The organism is Sphingobacterium sp. HSC-15S19, from assembly GCF_050433745.1.
Lineage (GTDB): Bacteria > Bacteroidota > Bacteroidia > Sphingobacteriales > Sphingobacteriaceae > Sphingobacterium > Sphingobacterium siyangense.
Genome location: NZ_JBNPWQ010000002.1, coordinates 311502 through 336594 on the forward strand (window position 1 = coordinate 311502; position 25093 = coordinate 336594).

General features: G+C 39.5%; 23 protein-coding genes. 9 read left to right on the forward strand and 14 right to left on the reverse strand.

Annotated features, from left to right (window positions below):
- Window positions 1-50: 50 nt before the first annotated feature.
- Window positions 51-740: a LytR/AlgR family response regulator transcription factor gene (locus L1283_RS03280; RefSeq protein WP_075990910.1), complete on the reverse strand. Its 690-nt coding sequence runs from the start codon at window positions 738-740 to the stop codon at window positions 51-53.
- Between the two features lie 61 nt (window positions 741-801).
- On the reverse strand, window positions 802-1956 hold the full coding sequence (locus L1283_RS03285) for a sensor histidine kinase (RefSeq protein WP_075990911.1): 1155 nt from the start codon (window positions 1954-1956) through the stop codon (window positions 802-804).
- A gap of 429 nt (window positions 1957-2385) precedes the next feature.
- Here L1283_RS03285 and L1283_RS03290 point away from each other — a divergent pair, with 429 nt between their 5' ends.
- Window positions 2386-3678: a DUF3472 domain-containing protein gene (locus tag L1283_RS03290; RefSeq protein WP_075990912.1), complete on the forward strand. Its 1293-nt coding sequence runs from the start codon at window positions 2386-2388 to the stop codon at window positions 3676-3678.
- Window positions 3679-3783: 105 nt separating this feature from the next.
- On the opposite strand, the gene L1283_RS03295 is transcribed toward L1283_RS03290, so the two are convergent.
- Window positions 3784-4620, reverse strand: coding sequence for a hypothetical protein (locus tag L1283_RS03295; RefSeq protein WP_075990913.1), 837 nt, complete (start codon window positions 4618-4620; stop codon window positions 3784-3786).
- A 273-nt stretch (window positions 4621-4893) separates the two neighbouring features.
- Here L1283_RS03295 and L1283_RS03300 point away from each other — a divergent pair, with 273 nt between their 5' ends.
- From L1283_RS03300 to L1283_RS03315, 4 genes are read left to right on the forward strand one after another with little or no spacing between them, the layout of a single operon-like run.
- Entirely contained in the window at window positions 4894-5409 is a 516-nt protein-coding gene (locus L1283_RS03300) for an RNA polymerase sigma factor (RefSeq protein ID WP_286850387.1), read from the forward strand.
- A gap of 41 nt (window positions 5410-5450) precedes the next feature.
- The gene (locus L1283_RS03305; protein WP_075990915.1) at window positions 5451-6140 is read left to right on the forward strand and encodes a hypothetical protein; all 690 of its coding nucleotides are present in this window, start codon (window positions 5451-5453) and stop codon (window positions 6138-6140) included.
- Between the two features lie 6 nt (window positions 6141-6146).
- Entirely contained in the window at window positions 6147-6668 is a 522-nt protein-coding gene (locus tag L1283_RS03310; RefSeq protein WP_075990916.1) for a DUF4252 domain-containing protein, read from the forward strand.
- A 6-nt stretch (window positions 6669-6674) separates the two neighbouring features.
- Window positions 6675-7220 carry a DUF4252 domain-containing protein gene (locus L1283_RS03315; protein ID WP_075990917.1) on the forward strand — a complete coding sequence of 182 codons (546 nt, stop codon included), beginning with the start codon at window positions 6675-6677 and terminating at the stop codon, window positions 7218-7220.
- A 94-nt stretch (window positions 7221-7314) separates the two neighbouring features.
- Here L1283_RS03315 and hemL read toward each other — a convergent pair whose 3' ends face one another.
- The 6 genes from hemL to L1283_RS03345 all read right to left on the reverse strand — a co-directional run bounded on the left by hemL (window position 7315) and on the right by L1283_RS03345 (window position 14554).
- Window positions 7315-8625: a glutamate-1-semialdehyde 2,1-aminomutase gene (hemL, locus tag L1283_RS03320; protein ID WP_286850389.1), complete on the reverse strand. Its 1311-nt coding sequence runs from the start codon at window positions 8623-8625 to the stop codon at window positions 7315-7317.
- Window positions 8626-8712: 87 nt separating this feature from the next.
- Entirely contained in the window at window positions 8713-9105 is a 393-nt protein-coding gene (locus tag L1283_RS03325) for a hypothetical protein (RefSeq protein ID WP_182981025.1), read from the reverse strand.
- Between the two features lie 142 nt (window positions 9106-9247).
- Window positions 9248-10216, reverse strand: coding sequence for a porphobilinogen synthase (hemB, locus tag L1283_RS03330; RefSeq protein WP_070561999.1), 969 nt, complete (start codon window positions 10214-10216; stop codon window positions 9248-9250).
- 90 nt (window positions 10217-10306) lie between these two features.
- Entirely contained in the window at window positions 10307-11893 is a 1587-nt protein-coding gene (gene hemC / locus L1283_RS03335) for a hydroxymethylbilane synthase (protein ID WP_312352307.1), read from the reverse strand.
- A 360-nt stretch (window positions 11894-12253) separates the two neighbouring features.
- Complete coding sequence (gene hemA / locus L1283_RS03340) at window positions 12254-13495, reverse strand: glutamyl-tRNA reductase (RefSeq protein ID WP_286850399.1); 1242 nt, start codon at window positions 13493-13495, stop codon at window positions 12254-12256.
- Between the two features lie 219 nt (window positions 13496-13714).
- Window positions 13715-14554: a hypothetical protein gene (locus L1283_RS03345; protein ID WP_286850401.1), complete on the reverse strand. Its 840-nt coding sequence runs from the start codon at window positions 14552-14554 to the stop codon at window positions 13715-13717.
- 220 nt (window positions 14555-14774) lie between these two features.
- On the opposite strand from L1283_RS03345, the gene L1283_RS03350 reads away from it, so the two are divergent.
- Window positions 14775-15173 (forward strand): hypothetical protein, encoded by a 399-nt coding sequence (locus L1283_RS03350; RefSeq protein WP_201666518.1) that lies wholly within the window; start codon window positions 14775-14777, stop codon window positions 15171-15173.
- Window positions 15174-15309: 136 nt separating this feature from the next.
- Here the strand turns inward: L1283_RS03350 and L1283_RS03355 are convergent, their stop codons facing one another.
- Genes L1283_RS03355 through rbfA form a run of 4 tightly spaced genes read right to left on the reverse strand, consistent with a single transcriptional unit; the run spans window position 15310 to window position 18092 of the window.
- On the reverse strand, window positions 15310-15960 hold the full coding sequence (locus tag L1283_RS03355; protein WP_159731357.1) for a hypothetical protein: 651 nt from the start codon (window positions 15958-15960) through the stop codon (window positions 15310-15312).
- Between the two features lie 2 nt (window positions 15961-15962).
- Complete coding sequence (locus L1283_RS03360; RefSeq protein ID WP_429625746.1) at window positions 15963-17051, reverse strand: aminotransferase class V-fold PLP-dependent enzyme; 1089 nt, start codon at window positions 17049-17051, stop codon at window positions 15963-15965.
- Window positions 17044-17691, reverse strand: coding sequence for a leucyl/phenylalanyl-tRNA--protein transferase (gene aat, locus L1283_RS03365; protein ID WP_075990926.1), 648 nt, complete (start codon window positions 17689-17691; stop codon window positions 17044-17046). Before aat ends, L1283_RS03360 begins: the two co-directional genes overlap by 8 nt.
- A 29-nt stretch (window positions 17692-17720) precedes the next feature.
- Window positions 17721-18092, reverse strand: coding sequence for a 30S ribosome-binding factor RbfA (gene rbfA, locus L1283_RS03370; protein WP_429625747.1), 372 nt, complete (start codon window positions 18090-18092; stop codon window positions 17721-17723).
- Window positions 18093-18765: 673 nt separating this feature from the next.
- On the opposite strand from rbfA, the gene argH reads away from it, so the two are divergent.
- Window positions 18766-20097 carry an argininosuccinate lyase gene (argH, locus tag L1283_RS03375; RefSeq protein WP_312352309.1) on the forward strand — a complete coding sequence of 444 codons (1332 nt, stop codon included), beginning with the start codon at window positions 18766-18768 and terminating at the stop codon, window positions 20095-20097.
- An 83-nt stretch (window positions 20098-20180) separates the two neighbouring features.
- Here the strand turns inward: argH and L1283_RS03380 are convergent, their stop codons facing one another.
- Window positions 20181-21239, reverse strand: coding sequence for an aldose epimerase family protein (locus L1283_RS03380; protein ID WP_429625748.1), 1059 nt, complete (start codon window positions 21237-21239; stop codon window positions 20181-20183).
- Between the two features lie 250 nt (window positions 21240-21489).
- On the opposite strand from L1283_RS03380, the gene L1283_RS03385 reads away from it, so the two are divergent.
- Both L1283_RS03385 and L1283_RS03390 read left to right on the forward strand, forming a co-directional pair.
- Window positions 21490-22848, forward strand: coding sequence for a deoxyguanosinetriphosphate triphosphohydrolase (locus L1283_RS03385; protein ID WP_075990930.1), 1359 nt, complete (start codon window positions 21490-21492; stop codon window positions 22846-22848).
- A gap of 110 nt (window positions 22849-22958) precedes the next feature.
- Entirely contained in the window at window positions 22959-25070 is a 2112-nt protein-coding gene (locus tag L1283_RS03390; protein WP_088160130.1) for a type IA DNA topoisomerase, read from the forward strand.
- The last annotated feature ends 23 nt before the right edge of the window (window positions 25071-25093 follow it).

Sequence of the window (25093 nt, forward strand, 5' to 3'; positions counted from 1 at the left end):
CAAGGTAATAGACGGAGATGTAAAATAATGTTAAGTAACGATAAAGAGGCTTATTGCATCGACGAATCACGTAGACATTGGATAACCTCATTATAGTAACCATCGCCGACTTTCAATGTGAAGTTGGGTAATTGTACTTTACGCTGTGAAAATGTAATGATGTGTTTGACTGCGATAACAAAGCTGCGGTGGATACGGATAAACTGATTTTTTGGCAAACGCTCGAGCATGGCTTTCATTGTCGATAGAGTCAATATTGTTTTTCCGTGTATAAGGTGTATTTTGATATAATCTTGCATGCTTTCCAAGCACTCAATTTCGTCAAGATAGATCTTGATTCGTTGATATTCTACACTCACGATTAAAAAGGGGCGATGGCTCTGTGTAGCTGAACGTGTCATCGCTTTATCGATGGCCCGTTCAAAACGGACGAAGTCAAATGGTTTGAGAAGATAGTCTACTGAATCAAGTTCAAATCCATCTATCGCATACTCCTTATGTGCTGTGGTGAAAATCAATAAAGGTCTTGGTTTTAAGTTCTTTGCAAAATCAATACCATTGATCTCGAGCATATCAATATCCAAAAAAATCAAATCAACACTGTTATTGGCGAGATATAGCTTCGCTTCATGGGGGTTACTGAAGGTTGCAGCAAGCTGTATAGCAGGATGCTTTGCTGTGAACGTCGAAATAATACGAAGAGCCAGGGGTTCATCGTCAAGAGCTATGCAAGTTAACATCGATTAAATTAAGATAAACTGCTTTTGTATATATAATCGTATAGCCTAATATAGAAACAATTTATGAAGAAATGTAAAGGATAAGCTGAACGAAAAAAGAATGATCCTCCTGCTGGATCGTCAGGCGATGTTTGTTGGCATAAAAATGTTCCAATAGACGTTTAACATTTTTAAGACCTGTTCCTGTTCGGTGTTGTTCGGTTGACTGTGTAGCTATGCTATTCTTTACATTTAATACACAGGATGTTGGCGTTAGAATGACTTCAAAACTTAATTGGGAGGGCTCTATTGTGCTTAATCCATATTTGAACGCATTTTCAACAAAAGGAAGCAACACAAATGCGTGTATCGTTTTAGGGTGTTCTAGCCCCGCATAGTGTTCACTGATAGAACAATTTGGGCCAGTGCGTAGCTTTTGGAGATTGATAAAATCTTGTATAGCCTGTATTTCAATCTTGATGTCAATCGTATCACTATGCCGTTCATCCATATAATAACGCATTAATTGTGAAAGACGATGAATACTACTCGCGACGGCATCATCGTTGGTCAATGCTAATGCATAAATATTATTTAAGGTGTTGAACAAAAAGTGGGGGTGGACCTGGGCTTTTAAGAAGGAAAGTTCGGCCTTCATCCGGTCTTGTTCGACCAATTGCATCTTTTGCTGAGTTTCCATCCAGTAGGTTACGATTCTATAGAGTGCGGCAAGGCTAATGGTTAACAGGAAAATATACACGGAAGCAATATCGATGGGTTGTGGCCGTTGTCCCAAGGTCTGCCCCGGACCTCGGTCTGGGGAATGCCTAGCAGATGGCGGCGGTGGAAAATCAGGGTGATGCCTAGACGAAAATTCTCTTTCTCCAGGGGTAGGTAATTGCTGACGTCCAATATGCATCAAGCGATCGAAGGGCTGAAGATAACAGGCTAATAACAAGCCTGTCAAAATAATGGAGATTCCGTAACTGATAAATTTTCGTTTTCTTATCGCATAAGGAATTAGCAGGTAAGCATTGACATAGAATAGGATTAAAAAACAGCCTGTGAAAATCCAAAATGCCGGCGCAAAAAGTATTTCCTTAATTTCCAATTGACCGTTGTTAAAAAATAATACTGGAAAGGATAAGAAAATAAGCCAGGCGAGTCCATGGATCAATATGGAGATTTGTTTTTGTCCTAAGATACGTTTTGATGTGCTATCAGCAGATTTGTCCATGGAGCTTGCTATTTTAGCTTTTATAAAAGGGGACTCTGATCCTAAAAATACACAAAAAGATTAGATCGTATTTTTAAAATGTTAAAATATACATCTCATTTTATAATAGTTCATTTAAATGGAAAGGAATGGTGGTCAATTATTGCTGTTTTTTTACACAATCGATTGATATACATTTCCTTTCTTTTTCTGTAAATCTAAGCCTTATCTTCATCAAATAATCCAGTTTCACAAACCGATACCATCTTTATTCAATAGTAAAGTGCAACAGAAAGATAGCTGATAAACTGAGTTTCAGAATAGCTAAAGGAGTTTGGTTTCGTGAAGTATTCGAGTTTAGCAGCATCTCGAATTCATGGCAAGCATTAATAACCGCAGGTAGTATAACTAGCCTAGGTTTGATATATAAATTGATAAAAAAAATAAAGTATGAAAAGAAAACACTTTATCCAGTATCTCTTTATGGGAGCTTTATCCTGTCTTTCGATAAGCAGTATAGCGCAAACAGTAGGGAAGACTTATGCCGTACCACTTGCCGGGAATGCTTTCATTACCGCAGGACAAGTTGGTGAAGCGGAAATTTCCGGTCGTAATGGCCTTGTAAAATGGTCAAGCGATCAGGAAGTGGTATCGGTTTATTTTAGGGCTCAAAAGGCGGGGAAATTGACTTTGAAACTGAAGGCAAAAAACGATGCTGGAAAATCCAAAATAGCAGTAGACGCTTTAGGAAAAAAGGCGATCGTGAATGTGGAAAGTACTGAGCTGTCGGAAACAGCGCCTCTGTCCATTGATGTAAAATCGCCCGGTTACGTTCAGGTTAATTTAAAAGGCTTAAGTAAATCGGGAAGCAATTTTGCCAATGTAACCGAATTGCTTGTGAGCGGCGAAGCGGCTTCGGGAGGTCTTCTGTTTTCCAATGATCCTGAGTATTACTATTGGTCCAGAAGAGGCCCTTCTTGTCATCTCAATTATACTGTTCCTACGGAGGGTAACGTTAGTTACTATTATAACGAAGTAACCGTCCCTCAAGGAGAAGATAAAGTTGGTTCCTATTTTATGGCGAATGGTTTTGGCGAAGGCTACTTTGGTATACAGGTTAATTCAGAAACCGAGCGACGTATCTTATTTTCCGTCTGGAGTCCATTCCACACAGATGATCCGAAAAGTATTCCAGATGAGCAAAAAATCCATCTACTAAAAAAAGGAAAGGATGTGCATTCGGGTGAGTTTGGAAATGAAGGGTCAGGCGGACAGAGTTACCGTAAGTACTTTTGGAAAGCAGGGGTAACCTATAAGTTTCTCTTGAAAGGCGTGCCCGATGGAAAAGGAAATACTGATTATACGGCTTGGTTTTTTGTACCCGAAGAGCATGCATGGAATGTGATCGCAAGCTTCAAACGTCCGCAGACAAACACCTACCTGAAACGATTCCATAGTTTCTTAGAGAACTTTAGTCCTAATCAAGGCTACCTGGGTAGAAAGGTTGAGTTTGGCAATCAATGGGTCTATGATGGACAATGGAAAGCTGTACAGGAGGCTTCTTTCAGTGTCGATAATACCTATCGTGCAAATCAACGCATTGATGCAATCGGCGGCATTACCAAAAACGGATACTTCCTTAGAAATGGTGGTTTCTTTAATGACGTTGTTAAGCCAGGAAGTAAGTTTGAATTCCGGAATAAAAATAATGCACCGAAAATTGATTTTGACAAACTGCCTTAATCAAAAAGGAATAAAGACAATGTCTTTTTGTCGCTCAAAGTTTGTCCTAAACACAAAAGAGACGCATTTTAATGCGACTCTTTTGTGTTTAGGACAGCCCTCAATTTATTTTTCAGACAGTTTGATATCACGTTCTACCGAAACATTATCTCCGGTAACAGCATTACCATCCTTATCCACTAGAGTCAATTTTACTTTATTGTTGCCCATTGGCAGCCCTTTTATCTCATATGGCCCCCATTTGTCCAATGTAAATGTCTGGCCATTGATATCTGCAATTATCTTGTTGCCGTCTGGAGCAAGTTTGGTATTGACTACGTAAAAATCTAACAGGAGATTTTTTGTTTCATCTCCTTTATACTCACCTTTAGGTCGAGAATAGAAAAGTGATGGTTCCTTTGGTGTTGCATCTGTCGTCAATTTACCCGTTGCATCAATCTTAAATTTTACCAATTTAGAAGCTTCAGTGGTTTTTATGGATTCATGATAGGATCTTGATAAAAATGAGAGCAGGTAATGTTCCGAATTTAACGGTACTGTTACGGAGTTCTCGGGCTTGTAAAGAGCCGTGTAAGGTTTATTGTCTAAAATAAAATGGATATGTTGTCCATCATGCGAATTTGCCATATGGGCAGCATGGGCATCATCGGTCATCTCAGTCAATTTGAAATTCTTGATCGCATATTTTACAGTTACTTTTGCGGAGTCTGTTCCTACCTTTTCTGCAGTGATCGAGGCGATCTGCAGATCAGCTCCAGGAAATTCTTTCGAGTCTGCAATAGGACTGACGGTGATTGAGTCCATTTTTTGTGCAGTATTTGTGTCGATACTGCTGCTTGAGTCAGCTCCACCTGTACTTTTCGTAGAAGAGTTGTTACACCCAACAGCGCCTACTAGGAGTGCTACTGCAGCAGTAATACCTGTAATTCTGTAATACTTCATAATTTTTTTTGTTTAATTTTTTAATCATTCAGCATCTTAAGTAACAGTCTATGTTCCTATTTTGTTTGTAATAAGGTTAAAAATAGGCTGTTTGGGCTACTTATTGAAGTTTAATACACAGTGAATTAAATATTTTTAAAAAAATAGTCATATTAGATGTAATAAATCGATCTGCTGAAATGTCTTGATTATATAAAAGGCACGGGTGATATTGAGATGGAGCATAAGCCGATTAAAAATTAAAATAGAGTAAGTCTCAATATTGACGATAACATGAATCAAGAGCAATTTAAAAATACCGTTTTCATCCATAAGGATAAGCTATTTCGCTTTGCGAAACGGATCTTGATTGATGATGACGAGGCTTTCGATGCGGTACAAAATGTGATGATGCGGTTGTGGCAATTAAAAGATCAGTTGCTTCAATACAAAAATATGGAAGCTTTCTGCATGCAGAGTGTGAAAAATGAAGCACTCAATCGTTTAAAAAGAGATAAGGTCCGGGCGGATTTTGTTGAACAGCATCACGTTGTTGCGATGACGGAACATACCGTTGGGAATACGAAAGAAATTATTCTGGAGATGATCAATTCTCTTCCCGAAAAACAAAGGCTTGTTATGCATCTGCGCGATGTTGAGGATTATGATATCGATGAAATCGGTGAAGTATTGGAGATGGGGGAGTCAGCAGTCAGAGTTAATCTGATGCGTGCAAGACAGAAGGTAAAAGAACAATTGACAAAATTATTCGATTATGAAACCACGCGGATTTATTCAGGTAAAAAATAAACCCGATTGTTTCATCTTCTTTGAAAATAAGATATACAGTGATGAAAGATAAGAAATTAAAAGAATTGGAAGAGAAGTACTTTAATGGCCAGTCGTCATTAGAGGAAGAAAGAGTATTGAAAAACTCGGATAATGCTTTTTTTCAATCATTAAATCAGGAAAAAAATAAGACAATGGACTGGTCCTTTGAGGACTTCCAAAGTGAGATCAATGATGATAAGAAACGTATTGTGTGGTGGAATAATAGCTGGATAAAATATGCAGCAGCAGCCATGTTGGTAATGGCTATTGGAATTGCACTATTCCTAAATCAGGAATCAGCAATACAAGGACCTGTGCTCGCCAAAAAAGAAATGAGTGAGTCGAAGCCTGCCGATAAGAAGCTGCTTGACGATCAAAATATAGAAATAACAGCTCCCAAACTTAATGATGAGGTAAGTGCGGAGGACAGTGGAAAGGCGATGCGAACAGCAGAAACTTTTAAACGTCCAAAAGTAAAAAAACAGGCCAAAAATTGGATAGTGAAGAAAGAAGTCGTGACTGAAAGTTCGGAATTGACAACAGAAGAGTCCTACCGGGCAGATTATGTTGTTTTGAATGGGAAGCCTGTCGCGAATGAACAGGAAGCTGTTGAACTGACCCTAAAATCTTTGGGCTTACTGGCAAATAATCTGGAAAATGGTGTAGATAAAGCAATGAATATAAAACAAATGTCAATAACGATTAACTAAAATAAAATGAAAGGTTTTTTAATAGCTTGCCTTCTACTTGTAGCAAGTATGGCAAATGCACAAATTTCAAAATTGGATAAACTTTTTGAACAATATCAAGGAAAGAAAGGTGTAACGACACTCAAGATTGGGGCGCCGATGTTCAAACTATTGGGTAATTTGAAAATAGACGATGAGGATATGCAGACAATTACACCACTGCTTAAGAATGTTAAATCGTTGCGGATGCTGATTGTTGAGGATGGAGAAGATAAAGCTTTAACAGGTATTATTCGGGGGGCGGTGTCTAATTTAAAATATGAAGAGCTTATGTCACTCAACAGTGATGGGCAAGATATCCGATTCATGGTAGAAAATATGTCCGCAAATGCCGATATCCTAAACAATCTGTTACTTACAATCAATGGAGATGGGCAAAACCTATTTATGATCCTGGACGGGGCTATACCGTTGAAAGATGTGACTAGCTTGGTAAACGACGGGAATAATAAAGTGAATAAGAACAAAGGAGATAACAACAAAAAGTAGAAAATTATGAAAAGATTACTAACCTTGTTGTGCCTAGTTGGCGTTCTTTTCTCCATGCAATCATGCATGATAAAAAAAGCGTCCAATATGGACTTCGTCAGTCGGTCTAATGTATCTGACGATGCTGAGATTGTTGCGATTAATTTACCGATGTGGTTAACAAAACCCTTTATGAAAAAAGCCTTAAAGGATGATAATGATGAAGATACTCGTGCAATGGCCGAAATTGTAAAGAAATTGAAGAAGTTCAGAATGCTGACACTGTCAAATAATGATAAAATAAAGAATGCGCGTATTTTGGACGATTACCATAAGTTTTTAAAGAAAAATAAATTTGAGGAACTTCTGGTTATTAACACCGATGGCCAGGAAATTTCGCTAAATGCTCGTATTGATAAGAACAATGTCATTCAGCGGGTTTCTTTATTGGTCCATGATGATGAAGATGAAAGTGTATTTATGGATATCAAAGGTAAGTTTTCGTTGGATGAACTTATCGCCGGATTAAATAAGATGAAATCCAAAGATAAGAAGTTGGCAAACAAACTTTAATAAGTACGTTGATTCAAACCGAAACTTCCACTAACCTATAAAAAAAAGCCCTCCAGTAATATACTAGAGGGCTTTTTTTAAAGTAGTTTGATTTTTATGCGCTAAAGACAATGTCCAACGCATCAAAAATATGTTTTTTTGCCAGGTCAAGATCCGCTGCTGTATGTGCATCAGAAACAAAACCTACTTCATAGCCTGAAGGGCCAAAATAAACGCCGCGATTTAACAACTCGCGGTGCATAATTTTATAAGATTCCATCGATTTAGGATCGATTTCACTCGCTTTTTTAATTTCTTGCTGTTCTGTAAATGCAAACCAAAAAATAGAAGCAACATGGAAAAGTTGAACTTTATATCCTTTCTCAGCAATATAAGCACGCATATCATTGACAAAAGCTTCTGTTTTGGCATTTAAATTTGTGTAGAAATCCTTTTGAGCCAAGATACCCAATGCAGCAATGCCGGCAGCCATAGCAACTGGATTTCCGGATAAAGTTCCTGCTTGGTAAACGGCACCATCAGGAGATATACAGGCCATCAATTCTTTTGAGGCTCCATAAGCACCGACAGGCATTCCGCCACCAATAATTTTACCGTAGGTAATAATATCAGGTTGTACATCATAGTAAGCTGAAGCACCTTCAAAACCAACACGGAATCCTGTGATCACTTCATCCATAATCAACATTGCACCATGTTCTTTGGTGATATTACGTAAGAAGTGAACATACTCCTTAGATTGCAACAATAAGCCATTGTTCGCAGGTATACCCTCAATGATAACTGCCGCAATCTGATCTTTAAACTCTGCAAAAGCAGCTTCTAAAGCTTGCTTATCGTTTAATTCGATAACAATGGTTTCGTCTGCAAATGCTTTAGGTACACCGGCCGAAGATGTTTCACCAAAGGTTACCAGGCCAGAACCAGCTTTCACCAAAAGAGAATCGGAGTGCCCATGATAACAGCCATCAAATTTGATGATCTTATCACGTTTCGTATAGCCTCTAGCCAAACGGATAGCAGACATTACAGCCTCGGTGCCAGAACTGACAAAGCGAATTTTCTCAATAAATCGATTGTTTTCGATAATCAACCCAGCTAGTTGGTTCTCCAACGCAGTAGGAGCGCCAAAACTTAAGCCTTTCCCGAGTTGTGCCGCTACTGCTTCACGAACTTGATCATTATTGTGCCCTAAAATTAGGGGACCCCATGAACAACAAAAATCGATGAATTCATTGCCGTCCGCATCCCAAAGATGCGCCTTATCGCCACGTTCAATAAATAATGGGGTACCATATACGGATTTGAAGGCCCTAACAGGAGAGTTTACGCCTCCAGGGAAATATTGTTTTGCTTTTTCAAATAGCTCAGCAGATTTTGCTCTTGAAATATCAGGTGCTTGCATAGTCTATGTATTTGAATGCGAAGTTATCTTTTTTTGAGAAGATAAGTCTCATAGAAACGTAAGGAATCCATAATAGCCTGATATTAGCTATTTAAATTGAGTAATAGTTTCCTTTTTTAGCAATTGTATTTCTTGTTTATTGACAAACAGGATAATCTCATTGGCCGATTTAATTTCAATCTCAAAAGCCGTCTTATTATCATTATATTTTCCAAAAAGGCTTGGACTAAAAAAGTACCCACTGAATTTTTTGCTATCTAATATTGCAAAATTGCCCACTTTTTGATGAACTGAAGTTGGGGGACTTTGATGGTTTGAATTTGAAAAGGTGAAAAAGGCGTCGCCATTCTTATTAAATATGATTGATTTCAATTTAGCGTTGGCCGCAATCCAATTGCCTTCTAAAAAGGAGTAAAATGTATGTTCATGTACGGAAGGAGCCGATAACAGGAAACTGCTGATTATAATACTTTTTAACATAATAAGGTGGATTATAATTTTCTGTTTGACCGCAATGTAATAAAAAGGTTTAAATAATATTTTAAAAAAAGCAGAAGCCCGGAAATGAATTCCCGAGCTTCTGTTAGTTATATTCCGATTATCGAAGATAATTTGGAAGTTATTAAATAAAACCTTTCTCCAATACTTCTTTGGAGTGGTAGGATAAGATTGCTGTAGCGCCAGCACGTCTGAAGCTCAATAACGTTTCTAGAATGACACGTTCGTCTAACCAGCCGTTTTGAATAGCCGCCTTTAACATCGCATATTCTCCGCTGACATTATACACCGCAATTGGCAGATCGAAGTTGTCTGCAAGAAGTTTAACGATATCTAAGTAGGGAAGTCCTGGTTTTACCATCAGAAAATCTGCTCCTTCCTGTGCATCGAGCTGTGCTTCGATCAGCGCTTCTTTTGCATTGGCAGGATTCATCTGGTAGGTCTTTTTATCGCCATGCTTGGGCGCCGAGCCTAAGGCATCTCTAAAAGGACCATAATAGGCCGAAGCATATTTTGCCGTATAGGACATCAAAGAAACGTTTGTAAAACCATTATGGTCCAATAGCTCACGGATGTAACCGATGCGACCATCCATCATATCTGATGGAGCAATGATATCTGCACCTGATTGCGCATGTGCCAAAGCCATCTTGCCCAATACCTCTAATGTCTCATCGTTTAGGATCTCACCGTTTTCGACAATTCCATCGTGCCCATCACTGCTGTAAGGGTCCATAGCAACATCCGTTACGATACAAGCTTCCGGAAAATTTTTCTTTACAGCTGCAATCGCACGTAAGTATAAACTTCCATCACGGTAGCTTTCTGTAGCATATTTGTCTTTTAAGGACTCTTCAATGTTAGGGAAAAGATCAAATGAGCGTAAGCCCAACTTTAGGCAACTTTCCACTTCTTTCAATAGATTGTCTATTGAATAGCGATAGATGCCAGGCATCGATTTAACCTCAGTTTTTTGATTTTGCCCATCGACGATAAAAAGTGGGAAAATCAAATTTGACGCGTCTAAACGTGTCTCTTGAATCATGTCGCGAATCACGGCAGATTTACGATTTCTTCTCGGACGTTGTAACATTATATTAAGATTATTTATGATCTATGTTGTTTATTTCAACGTCAGTGGAATCGTTTACCGACGTTGAAATACAAACTACTTTATATGATTCTAATACTCCAATCCAAAAACGGCTTCAGAAAGACCTATTTCATCTGGAGAATAAGGAAGTGTATAAGGGACATTCATCTCATCAAACTTTGCACCGGTAGAGCGGCCAATACAAATTACTTTCTGGCCCGGTTCCAACAGATTGTCCGCAAAATAAGCTTCCACGTTGCTTGGACTGGTAAAAACCAATACCTCCGCATTGGATGGATCTACATTTTCTTCTAAGACCGTTTCGTATACCGGTATATTGATGATTTTCGTCTCCGCGCTTAACGCTTTTTGGATTGTTTCCAAAGATTCTTTCGCACGTGGAATAAGCACGGTACCACCATTGGCCAATTCAGCAAATTTCTTCGCAATTTCCTCCATATTGATGCCCTCACTGTCGCCAGAGAAATCAGCAACGCGGTCATATTTACGCAAAATCTCTTCCGAGCCGCGGCCAATGACACCGATCTTGGTCTTTTTGCTCAAACGAGGCTCTAAATTGAAAAAGTGCTCAATACCATTTTTGCTTGAAAATATAATCCAGTCAACATGTTTTAGGATAAAAGGATCCAGTTTATTGATAATAGGGAATATTTTGATCAAAGAGCGGCCCTCAATAGTAATATTGTGCTTGGCCATTGCTCTTGCGAAATAGGAATTTTCGTCTACCTCCCGGGAGATAAATACAGATTGTGGCAGCTTTCTATCCTTTGCATACTTATTGAAAATGCGCTCCGCTAAACGTGTCGCATCGGTATCTCTAAGGTAAACACGATCAGGGAAATCTTCACTTGTTTCAGCAATAGAGGCCCAAGCTTCGTATTCGTCACCGCTTTTGCGGCAATAACAGCCAAGTGGCGCATGACATCCTGCATCAAATTTATTTAATACCAAACGTTCTACGGAGATTGTTTGTGCTACTTCTTCATTGTTCAAGGGCTGTAAAGCTTCAAAAAGTTCCCTGTCAACCTCACGGATCTGAATAGCAAGTACCCCTTGCGCTGGTGCCGGAATAATTTCAACGGGAGGAATCTCCTCCACATGAAAATCTGTAATATCCATTTCAATACGGCTAATACCTGCTTTTGCAAGTACTATGGCATCATATTGCTCATCACGTAGTTTTTGGATTCTTGTCTGCAAATTACCACGGAGATCGTCAAATTCTAGATCAGGACGTAGTGCCGAGATCTGCGCTTTTCTACGGTTAGATGATGTTCCAACTGTCGCATTGTGCTTTAATGAGAGACGTTTTTTGATATCCACACAATCTTTGTGGATAATTAATAATTCAGCTGGATCTTCGCGCTCAGAAACCGCTGCAATGATCAATCCTGGAGGATTGACCGTAGGTAAATCTTTGTGTGAGTGTACAGCTAAATCAATGGTCCCGCTTAAAAGCTCTTCCTCAAGCTCTTTAGTGAAAAATCCTTTGCCTTCTAATTTATCCAAACGAAGGTGTTGAATAATATCACCTTGTGTTTTAATGACTTTTAATTCTGCTTCAATTCCGATTTCTGCCAATCGATCTTTTACAAAATTTGCCTGCCACATGGCAAGAACGCTTCCCCGGGTACCGATAATTAGTTTTCTATTCACGTTAATTTTACTTTACCTATTAAAACAATCACAAAGATGTTCCACCGGTAGCTACGTATTCAACTAGCACAGAATGTGTTTCAATTCAATTGAGCCCCGGAAAATGAACAATTTCGGAAAAATGTGTTTAATACCATTAATCAGAGCAAAAATAAATAAATAGAAGGAATATGTTGACACGTTACTGTCATTATATGTCAGGAAATAATTGATAAACCGAAATTTATGGGAAACAGTCAAATGGTAGCTCCATGGGGTGTGAGCAGAGCACATTCAGCGAGTAGAATAACCTCAGTACAAAACCTAGGTGATAATAATAAAAAGTCGAAGGAAATCACTGCTCCAAGAGCAGGTTTAGTGTTAGTTCTTTTCCGTTTCTGGAGTTTTAACCAAAATTTCTTTCGCCATAACCATTGGAACCTTGATGTATTTCTTTTCCATATAGTTGATGACTTTTTCCAAGACCTCTCTCGCTTCGGGGGTTAGGGCTTGAACCTCTTGGGCAAAAACCTCATTTAGAGCGAATGATTTAATTTCTTTAATCTTTTCAGGAACCTCACGCATAGCAACTTCTACGCGTCGCTGTTTGATTAAAGGTAAAAATTCTTGGATATTGTCCTGGATAATCTTTTCGGCACTCTCCAATTCATTATAACGCTCTTGGATGTTTTTCTCCGCAATAGCTTGTAAGCTGCTCACTTCAATATAATGAATCGGATTATTTTGGAGAACTTCAGCATCAAGATCATTCGGAACGGCTAAGTCAATGATAATTTTCTTATCAGTCTCTCCATTTAATAAGGATTGATAAAGTGTGTTGTCAATAATGGAAGTCGGTGCACCTGTACAGGTAATCAGAATATCAAAACCTCCTTTGTACTGATCAATATCGGCCAAGGGGTAAGCTTCAGCATTTAATTCTTCGGCTAGGGCCTTTGCATTCTCCACTGTGCGGTTGAAAATAACGAACTTAGCTTTTTGGTTCTTCTGGAAATATTTTGCTAAATTCTGATTGGTTTCTCCAGAACCAATGATGACGATTCTAGGGTTTTCAACCAGTTTTAATTCGCGTAATTTGCGATAGGCAAGAGAGACAACTGAAATTGGGTTTCTGGAAATTTTAGTATAGGTGTATACTTCTTTAGCAGTTTTTACGAGACGATCCATCATCAGACGTAGAAAATCTCCAGTAAAACCAGCTTCTCTACAACGATCATATGCCCGACGTACCTGTGCCAAAATTTCTTTTTCACCAACAACAAGACTTTCAAGTGAACATGACATCCGAAGCAGGTGATTTAAAGCATCCATACCCTCGTATTTGTTGACCTGTCCCAAGTAACATTGTAGTCTTTCCTGAGGAACACAGAAGTTTAATTTCCCCATAAAATCAGCAATGAATTCATGGGTCAATTCGTGAGCACCATAAAATACAAACTCTACTCGGTTACAAGTACCAATATAAAAGATCTCTGGAATGTCTAGGCTATGCTTTAGATTGATGAGGCGACTTTCTAAATCCTCATTGCAGATCACTAGATTACCTAGATCTTTTAGTTCGACATGTTTATGAGTAAACGCTAATACTTTAAGATTTTTCAAAGCTCTAATCCCTCGCTTATATTTAACGGTACAAATGTAGCTTAAAAGCTTTGTGCTTGTGTCAAAAATCTGTCAAAGGGATTAATTTAGAAAGATTTTAAATAGCTGTTTTTTCTATTTAATAATCTGTTTTATAATTACTTATGTTATGGCTTGGTGCTAAATGATTTTCGTCACGATAGATCGTGACGAAAATTTTAAGCGATAGAATACGATAAACTATTCTTTAATACCCGTATTTGTGCTTGCAGAGTCGATGGTAACATCTTCCAATTCTTCCACATAAGGTTCTTCTTCAGAAGTAGTAGCTTCTTGAATTTCACTATCACTATATTGATAATAGCTGTCGAAGGTCTTGCTGCTTTTATTGTAAATTAATGCGTACTTGGAGTTTTTGTTCTTGACAATAATTCCATCGGCAGGAGCAGGTACTAACTTCATCTCATCCATAAAAATTTTCTGTCCCTTTTTGAAGCTGTTGATGAGTGGCAGTTCGCTTGAATATTCCTTCCAGAATAAAATATCGCCTTTTGCCGATATGATCCAGATGGCACTACTCTGGTAGTCGTTCTTTTCTACTAGGAAAGCCATTTCTTTATTCCAACTGTCTGCATCGTTGCGATCTGTAAAGTTCCCATAGCAGAAAACAGATTTAGCCCGATCTTTTATCCGAGTAAACTTGTATATAGGTTTATCATCTACGGGCTCTAGGTAGCTATTGCCCATAAATATCTTTGTAATCCCCCTTCTGTAGCGTAATGGAATGTTGTCGTATTCCGGAAGAGTGAAGATAGCATTATTCCAATGTTGATAGTCTTCTAATGAACTCCATCCATCAGCATCTTCCAGGTCTTTGGGATCGGCATTGTCAAATCCGGCAACAGCTGTCGCGGTACTATCTACTTGCAAGCCGTCGAAAGCTTGTCGCTGGCTATAATTGTAATATCCGCCACCCGCTAGGATAACCAATAGGACGATTCCAATAATGATATATATCCTTTTCTTTTTATTTGGCTGTGCGGGTTGTTCTGCAGCGATTTCTTCAACTTCTCTTTTCATGTTTATTATTCGGCTTAATGCTAAAAATTATACTCATCTCTTTTAAACAAGTGAAAACAAGATCTAAATGATTGTTGGTCTTTTGATTAGCCTTGTTTTTTATTTGTTCTAAGCGTTAATTGCGCTTAAAAATAGAATAATTTTTCAAAAAGTGAAATACAAGTTATATATGTGTCAATATTCAACTTATATTCGTAGCAGTTTTAAAGGAATTTGAATCATGATTATTATCAAAAAATACGTTGCCATCGTTGGACTAGTCATTTCTTTTTTGTCCAGCATGACGCCGTTCTTAAAAGTGCCTATTAAAGGAAATTGGAATTTATATCAGGTAGATGCCTATTTATTCTTCATTACATTACTTATTCTGGGGGTGACGGCCCTTTTATTTTTTGTTCGTGCAGTTCGAGCTTATCAATGGATGACTCGATTAGCCGCCTGTTGGTACCTGTTGAGTATAACAGCGGTCTGGTTCAAGATCAATAACTATTTCGGTTGGGGATTTGCCGATAAATTGCTTTCGAAATCCTTACACATGCGCTGGGGCTGGATTGTCTATTTGATTGGAATTTTACTGTTATTGTTGAGTACCAAGAAGGTTTCTGCGACAGCTGAATAAAATAAAGCCGTTTATCAAATAAAACTTTCATGACTTCGCAGACACCAACAGCAATGAAAGCGGACTGGAGCATCTTTCTGGCCAATAAGATCAAGCAGTTTCAGAAAAAAAATAAGCTAGATGAAATTCATCTAGCTTATTTTTTGTTTGGACGATGCGGTACGAAATGACTTTTCAGCTTGTCCAGTCCTAAATCCTCTTCAATCTTATCCAGTTCGTAAGACCATATTTTTTCATCCAAAATTTCGTTAAGGACTTTTGGATTAGTAAGATCTACAGGACGTACACGTTGTTCTCTGTTGATTGGTGAGGTCAGTTCCTGCAAACTGCCGCTATGCCGTATGATCTGAAAACGGAAGGTAGGCCATTTACCAACATTTGCAAAGTTGCCTGTATAAAACTGCATAGAGTCGTGCGGTGGTATCTTATTACTGAAAATACCTTTCACTTTATTCGCTGTCGCTTCAGATACAGATACCAGGAGTTCAAAGCTCGTTTCATTGATGATGTGTAATTTGGCAAGTCCATCTTTGTGATCTCCCGAGATTGCCAAAAGTATTCCTTTTTCGATAAATCGATGTGGTGTCAGTGGTGTCGCATGCTGGTCAAGTTCATCATCTGCGCGACGCATATTACCGAAGACAAGGGTGATTTTATCCATTGGCACCGGAATCTCAAAACCGGTGTCGTCTGTAACGCCTACAATATCGTTGGGCTGCATGGATGTGATATGCCCCTCAATGGGTTCATCGACAAACCGTACTAAGTCGCCTATTCTAAATTTCATGTTTACTTTACTTTTGTGTCAATAATATATAGTAGCTTTTCAAGATCCGCGTGATCATTGTATAAATGAAATCCGACACGGATTCCCGAACCTCGGGGAAAGCATTTTATGCCCTCATCCAAGAGTGTTTGATAATTGTCGGGGTTGATCTGGATATTGAAAATATTACTCTGTGGACGTCTATTGATGATGCTGTCCAATAACAGTTTTCTGTCGGCAAGTTCCGTGCGGACATCTTCGATCAATTTTTGGGTATAGGCCACTGTTTCGGCAAAGCCCCATTCCTCCAATTGAAGAAGAGACTGCTGTAGCGTTCCGTGCGATAGGGTGTCTAAATGCCCTGGTTCAAAACAGAGTTGTACCACAGATTTATTCATCCATTGATTGTTGAGGAAGCTGTAATTTTTTTGGATATCCGCATAAAGCATCGCTTTGAGTCTTTCGCTTAAGAGCACAAAACCATTACCAAAACCTGCCATAAGCCATTTGTATCCACTTGATAATACGGCGTCAAAGCCAGAAAGTGCGAAATCAAAAAGATCCGTCCCTAAATATTGGGTGCCGTCGCCTACAATCAACAACTCGGGATGCTGATGCTTTAATTCCTGTATGAAGGATAGATCTATTTTTAACCCCGAAATATATTGAACAATGGAAAGGATGAGAACATCTGGTTTGAATGTTGCTATTGTGTCCAATAAATTCGTTTCCAATTGTTCGTCCATCGTGACAAATTGGTGTTCAAAACCACTTAATATCGTCGGAAAATTAACGGAAGGATAATCATTATTCAGTAATAAAACCTTAGCTTGTTTTGGTAAACCTGCCAATAGCGCATTGAAGGCAAAGGAAAAACAACTTGATAAGAAGACATTTTGGGAAGGGCAATTGAAAAATTTACCGAGTGTATCCCGACAGGCATCTAAAGTTGCGCCTTGCTGTTCGCGTAAGGTGCTGTTCGCGTCGAAGAAATCTTGATCTCTTTTAGCGCGCCAGGCCTTTGTTTCACGTGAAAGTAAGCCGGATCCTGGTGTGGTGAGGTAAGTTACCGCTGAAGCGATGTCAAAATGTTTACGATAGGGACTACTCATGTCTTTGGTCTTTTGTTAGTATTGCTAAATAATCTGTCAAGGAGAGGTATTCTCCGCCCATGCTTTCCAAATGATCTGTGTGAAATTGGCAATCAATTAAACAAAGTTCAATTTCTTGGGCGAGATAAATCAGAGCCGCTTTCGAAGCGTTGGCGACTTTTGAAAACATGCTTTCGCCACAAAAGACACCATTGATTAACACACCATAAAGCCCCCCAACCAGTATACTATCTTGCCAAACTTCCACCGAATGTGCATAACCCAGCTCCGCAAGTTTACTATATGCTTCGATCATGTCCTGTGTTATCCAGGTTCCAGTCTGATCTTTTCTATTCATAGTTGCGCAAAGCTGAATGACTTCTTTAAAGCTGCGGTCTATCGATAAGGAAAATGTTTTTTTCCGGAGAACACTCGCCATGCTCTTGCTGATCTTGATCTTGGACGGATCGATCACAAATCGGGGATTTGGGGCATACCAAAGTATCGGGCTATCATCACTGAACCAGGGGAAAATTCCGTTACTATAGGCCAGTAGCAAACGATCTACCGAAAGATCTCCTCCTACGGCGAGTAAACCATCTTCTTCTGCATAGCTTGGGTGTGGAAACTCCAGTCTTTTCGTATCCAGTTCAAATACCATGGTTATTTAACATGCTGCGATAGATGGTACTATTCTGGTTGACGCGGTTCTTTGCCTATCTCTTCAAATAGTTTATCCATGTGTTCAACATATTCGTTGGTATCATCGAGGAAGAACTCCAATTGAGGAACAATCTTTACCTGGTTCTTAATTTTTGCACCCAGTTTGTAGCGTATTTCAGATGTTTTGGAACGAATGGCCTTAATATCCTCCTGTGCCGTTTTTGTGTTTAAAAAGCTCACGTAAACGCGGGCAATCGCTAAATCCGGCGTAACACGAACCCGTGTAACCGTAATAAATGCTCCAGGAGCCCATGAATTACCTTCGCGTTGAAATAATGTTGCTAAATCCTGTTGAATCACCCCAGCAAAACGTTGCTGTCTCTTGCTTTCTGTTCCCATCGTATACGTTTCTATGTTGAATATTCTCAATTATGTCAAACAAAAATAGCCAAAATTTCAATTAAAAGAGAAATTTGGCTCGACCTCTTGTCGCTTACTTGACAAAAAATATACAATAAACCATCGATTGGTAGCGAACGGATTACAGCTTTGAAAACAATAAAATAAGCAGCACAAGAAAAAAGGCACATCTTGGTTTGACGTGCCTTTAAATTTCGATTCACAATTGGTTAGGTAATTTCTTTCAAGTTTTAAGACTTTGGGGTCTATCATATTTGGTTTGAAATTTCGGTGTATTTAAAGCGGTAAGTATTTACTAACCTTACCATCTTCTATTTTTTCATCTCCCTTACACTACAAACATAGGAATACTTAAAAAACTGACAAAATAACTTTTAAAAATAAAGTGAGTGGTTACTTATAATGTGTGTTTATCGCGATTTAACAAACTTTTAACATTTAATTTTTTTTGTAACGGCCCTTTTTTTTTACGAGATTTTTTGTTTTTCATCAAATTGTCCGAGCAAAATGTATGCAATCTTTGCATTGATATAACCATTTGCAATTGGTATTTTTGTAAAAATTGTATGTGATAGAATTATCAGGAGCTTCAATCAACGCTAAACCGACCAAAGGCTTTTGATAATAACGGGATCAAAAAGAAATTATACGAATGAAAATCTGGCAAAAAAATATAGATGTCGATTCTTTTGTAGAATCGTTTACGGTGGGCAATGACCGCGTAATGGACCTGCAACTTGCTGCTGCGGATGTTTTGGGTTCATTGGCCCATACACGCATGTTGAATAGCATAAATCTGATGACCGATGAGGATCTAGTGCTTGTACAAAAAGAACTGAAAAATATCTATAAAGAAATTATAGCCGGTGACTTTCGTATTGAGGACTCGGTAGAAGATGTGCATTCACAGGTCGAAATGCTGCTTACACAGCGTATTGGAGAGGCAGGTAAGAAAATTCACTCCGGCAGATCCCGTAATGACCAGGTTTTGGTCGATCTAAAATTATACTTCCGCTCAGAGATTCAGCATATCATCCAGAATACAGAAGCTCTTTTTAATGAATTGATCCAACTCAGCGAGCGATATAAGCATATTCTGATTCCGGGATACACGCACTTGCAGATTGCAATGCCTTCATCTTTTGGATTATGGTTTGGTGCTTACGCAGAAAGCCTTGTTGATGATCTGGAGATGATGCGTGCCGCCTGGAAGGTTTGTAATAAGAATCCTTTAGGATCTGCTGCAGGCTATGGATCATCTTTTCCATTAAATAGAACGATGACGACGCAATTGCTGGGATTTGAAGACCTAAATTACAATGTGGTTTATGCACAGATGGGGAGAGGTAAGACCGAACGTATCTTGGCACAGGGCATGAGTTCCATCGCCGCGACATTGGCCAAATTTGCAATGGACGTATGTCTGTATATTAATCAAAATTTTGGCTTTATCTCCTTTCCGGCACATTTAACCACGGGGTCGAGCATCATGCCGCATAAAAAGAATCCAGATGTCTTTGAGTTGATCCGTTCACGCTGTAATAAGATACAGGCATTGCCAAATGAAATTGCGTTGATGACTACTAACCTGCCGTCTGGTTATCATAGAGATCTTCAATTGTTAAAGGAAAATTTATTCCCGGCTTTTAAATCGCTGAATGAATGTCTTGAAATGGCAGCTTTCATGTTGGAAAATATTTCTGTTAAAGAGAATATCCTGAACGATCCAAAATACGATTATTTGTTCTCTGTTGAAGTCGTAAACAACGAGGTTCTGAAAGGGGTTCCTTTCCGGGAGGCCTACAGGACTATCGGCATTGATATCGATGAAGGCCGTTTCAAGCCATCAAAAGAGGTAAACCATACGCACGAAGGAAGCATTGGAAATCTATGCAATGATCAGATTCAACGTATGTTCGGAGAGGTCAAAGCAACTTTTGGTTTTGAAAAAGTCGAATCAGCATTGGATGATCTTTTAAAATAAAAATGTGCTGTGACCTTACAAAGTAAACAGCACATCAATATAATACGGCCGATAAGCACATGCTTACCGGCCGTATTCTTTTCTTATTTTTTTATAGAGAACTTAAAATGTGTCTCGGAGTCGAACGATTCGCCCGCTTTTAACAGGGTTGAAGGAAATTCCGCCTGATTGGGCGTATCCGGAAAATGTTGTGTTTCCAGGCAGAATCCGGCGTAAGGCAGATACTTATAACCTCTTTTGCCAAAATCATTTCCCGTCATCCAGTTTGCTGTATAGAGTTGTACACCCGGTTCCGTTGTGAAAACATCCAGCTGAATGCCCGTGTTTTTTGAATAAACTGTTGCACAAGGCTGCGAAATAGGCTGGTTGTTGACATAACAATGGTCATAGCCTTTGGCGGCGATCAATTGTTCGTTATTTGCAGTAATATCTTGAACAATTGGTTTGGGGGTGCGAAAGTCGAAGGCGGTGCCCTCCACAGGTACTATTGCATTTGGTATCTGGTTGTCGTCAACAAATAAGACCTCATCTGAGTTGATCTGAAGGATCTGCTGCAATACGTCGCCACTGCCTTCCCCATCCAGATTGAAGTACGTATGATTGGTCAAGTTGACGTGCGTATCGGCATCCGATTGCGCATGATATTTGATAATGATCTCGTTATTTCTGGTCAGGGTATAAGAAACCATAACTTTTAAGTTTCCTGGGAAGCCCTCTTCACCATCTGGGGAAACATAATAAAATTCGACGTGCGATTGATAAGTTACCCTTCTGTCCCAAACCTTATCATGAAAGCCCGAAATACCACCATGAAGACAATTATTGCCATTGTTTTGCGGAAGCGTATAGTGTTTTCCGTCGATTTCAAATTTACCCGCAGCAATGCGATTGGCGAAACGCCCTGCTGTGCATCCATGGTATTTCTCATCAGAATCTAGGTAGGCCTGAATTGAATCGAAGCCCAGTGCTACATCCACTAAATTTCCCTTGTTATCAGGTACCAAAATACTGACAATACGTGCACCGTAATCCGTTAAGAGTACCTGCATCCCTCCTTCGTTTTTTAATAAGAGCAAATGCGTGTTTTTGCCTTCGATTGTACCTTCAAAATGTTTTGGAATAAGTGTTTGATATTTCGTCATGATGGATCCCTATTGGTATTTAGGTTAAAGATACAGAATATAACCTGTATAAAAATGACTTTGATAACAGCTGTTTGTAAAATTTGTCATTTTGAAATGCAATCATGGATACTGTTGCAATAATGACTCCTGAATAGGTGAATAACAGGAGTAAAATATAGCGATATGCGGACAGTCATTCGGATAATTTCCGAAGCTGTATCCTATGATTATAATTGTATTTAAAGGCAAATTTATCTAAGTTTGCGCTATGTCTGAAAAAATGAATTGGAAAGATTTGCTCTCTGCAAAGCGCTGGGGTTACGAAGATCGGAGCGTAGATAGTTACCTTGTGGCCCGGTCGGAATTTCAACGGGATTATGATCGTTTGATCTTTTCATCCCCATTTCGGAGATTACAGAATAAGACGCAGGTTTTTCCACTTCCTGGTGCTGTATTCGTGCACAATAGATTGACACATAGTTTAGAAGTTGCCAGTGTGGGACGCTCTTTGGGGCGTATGTTTTATGCGCAGCTGAAAGAGGAAAATCCAAACCTGGATAATGATTACCCCTTTCTGCAAGAAGTCGGAAATATTATCTCGGCGGCATGTCTTTCACATGACTTGGGCAACCCAGCCTTTGGCCACTCGGGTGAATCCGCCATATCTACGTATTTCACAGATGGAGATGGACGTAAATACCAAGAGCAGGTCACAGCCGAAGAATGGGCAGATCTGACCCACTTTGAAGGAAATGCAAATGCCCTGCGGATTTTGACGCATGCCTTCCAGGGCAAGGATCCCAAAGGTTTTGCATTGACCTATACTTCGCTGGCTTCCATTGTAAAATACCCCTGTTTGGCAATTGATGGCCACCTTAAGAAGAGCCATCACCGCAAGAAATATGGCTTTTTTACAGAAGAACAAAAGGCGTTTGAGAAGGTTGCCAATGAATTGGGACTATTAAAAGATCCCTCTAATCCAAAGGGCTATCTGAGACATCCCCTGGTTTATCTCGTGGAGGCTGCAGATGATATCTGTTACAATATTATTGACTTAGAAGATGCTCATCATCTTAAAATATTGTCCTATCAGGAAGTCGAAGAATTACTATTGCCACTATGTGGTAAAGAAAATCTTCGTGACAGACTCGATGGATTGCTGGATACCCCAAGTCGCGTAGCATTGTTACGTGCCAAAGCGATCAATACCTTGATTAAAGGATGTGTTGATGTCTTTGTACGTGAGCAGGACAAGTTTCTGTCAGGAACTTTCGCATCAGCGTTGATGGATGCCCTAGATGAAGATATTGTTACACAAATGAACAAAATCTCGAAGATTTCCATTGCAAAAATCTATAATGCACCCACAGTTGTACAGATTGAGATTGCTGGCTACCGGGTGATGGATGCCCTATTGAAAGAATTTGTTCCGGCATACCTGAAGAAGAACAAGAACAATTACGATAAAAAGCTAGTTGCGTTAATTCCTGAACAATTTTATACGGACAAACAAGATTCGTATTCGAAAATTCGTTGTGTATTGGATTTTGTTTCAGGTATGACTGATGTTTATGCGATAGAGCTGTATCGTAAAATCAAAGGAATAACGATACCATCCATAGAATAGGGACGTTTAAGGTAAAGGGTTAAAACATCAATATTAAATTGAGACTAGCTGTAATACCCTCGGGCATTACAGCTAGTCTCGGATCGAAAATCTAACATCTCATATCTAAAATGAAGGTTGTAATTGCTGAAAAGCCCTCCGTGGCGCGTGATCTAGCTCGAGTGATGGGGGCGAAGGAAGTCAAAGACGGTTATATCGCCGGCAATGGCTATGCTTTTACGTATGCTTTTGGTCATTTGGTTCAACTCTGTACGCCACAGGCTTACGGATACAATTCGTGGACAATCTCGAACTTGCCGATCATTCCACCAACATTTAAGCTGGAGTCGAAGAAGGTGAAACGTGATGGCAAGCAGATGGATGATAGCGGAGCAGTTAAGCAACTCAACACCATAAAATCCCTTTTAGAACAGGCCGAAGAAATCATTGTGGCTACCGATGCTGGACGGGAAGGGGAGTTGATCTTTCGTAATATATACTATTTTTTGGGTTCTAAAGTTCCTTTTAAACGTCTTTGGATATCGAGTCAAACAGATAAGGCCATTAAAGAAGGATTTGCCAATCTGAAAGCAGGTGCGGAATACGATAGCCTATATATGTCTGCCCGCTCACGTTCGGAATCAGATTGGCTCATCGGTATCAATGCGACGCAGGCCATCACCTTGGCGGCGGGAAATAAAGGATTACTTTCTTTGGGCCGTGTACAGACGCCAACTTTGGCCATGATTTGTTCACGCTATCTGGAAAACAAAGATTTTAAACCCCAGGCATTTTATAAAATCCAGGCCGGGTTTGAAAAAGACAATATCAGTTTTAAGGCAACCTCCAATAAGATCGATAAAAAGGATGTTGCCGAGCAAACCATTGCGCGATTGACCGTTGGTTCCAATGCCCGTGTGGCAAAGGTGGAAGCCAAAGAAACAAAAGAACAGCCACCCTTGCTATTTGATTTGACATCGCTGCAACAGGATGCAAATAAAAAATATGGTTATTCGGCAGATCAGACACTGAGTATTGCGCAAACACTTTACGAAAAGAAGGTCATCACTTATCCGCGTACGGGCTCCCGTTACATCGGTGAGGATGTTTTTGAAGAAATTGGCGCACTTTTTCAACATTTAGCAGATACCGCAGATGAATCCATCGCGTCTATTGCAAAAAATCTGATCGGCGCAAAATTGAACAAACGTTCTGTCGATGACAAAAAGGTAACTGATCACCATGCCTTGTTGGTGACGGATGAAAAGCCGGGGCCCATGCTCAAAGAGCAACAGAACGTTTACAATATGATTGCCAAGCGTATGGTGGAAAGTTTCTCGGAAGTTTGTATAAAAGATATTACCACCGTGACAATTGATGCGCAGGGAGTTGAACTTATCGCCAAAGGTACTGTGATCAAGCAATACGGCTGGCGTCTTTCCGCGGAGCAGATCGAAGCGCCTGATGAAGATAAAAACAATGACGATCAGGATAACGAAAATGCGCAATTACCGAAGCTATTAGCCGAGGAATTATTGCAGATTCTGACCCTCGAACTTGCCGAACGTTTTACCAAAGCAAGACCCATACATACCGAAGCTTCGTTATTGAAGGCCATGGAAACCTCGGGAAAGGAAATTGAAGACGATGAGATGCGACAGGCTATGAAGGACTGTGGACTTGGTACACCTGCTACGCGTGCTGCAACCATCGAAACACTTTTCCAACGTGATTATATTAAGCGCGACAAGAAAAAACTGATTCCAACGGAAAAGGGGCTTGCGGTATACAATCTTGTAAAAGATCGTTCCATTGCCAAAGTAACTTTGACCGGTAAATGGGAGCAGAAGCTGGAGGAAATGCGGGCCAATAAGGTGTCTTATGATGTTTTTATGAAACATATTAAGGACTATACGGCCAAAATCACAAAAGAATTGTTGACACTGCGGATTTCTCTCGCACAAGAGGAAGTTAAACCTCAACAAAAAGGAAAGATAAAATGTCCGAAATGTGAGAAGGGATTGATTTTGCTCTACGATAAAGTGGCCCAGTGCGACCATTATGCCCGTGGATGTGATTTTAAGATCTGGCGGACATTAAATGGTATCTTTCTGGACGAAAAAGAGATGAAGAACCTGCTGGAGAAAGGAAAAACCTCCGAGTTTAAAGGCGTAAAAAATAACGAGGGCGCTATTGTCACTGCGCCGCTTGTATTTGAAAATTTCAAGGTTAACGTGGGATAATGGTTTACCCCACGTATTTATCT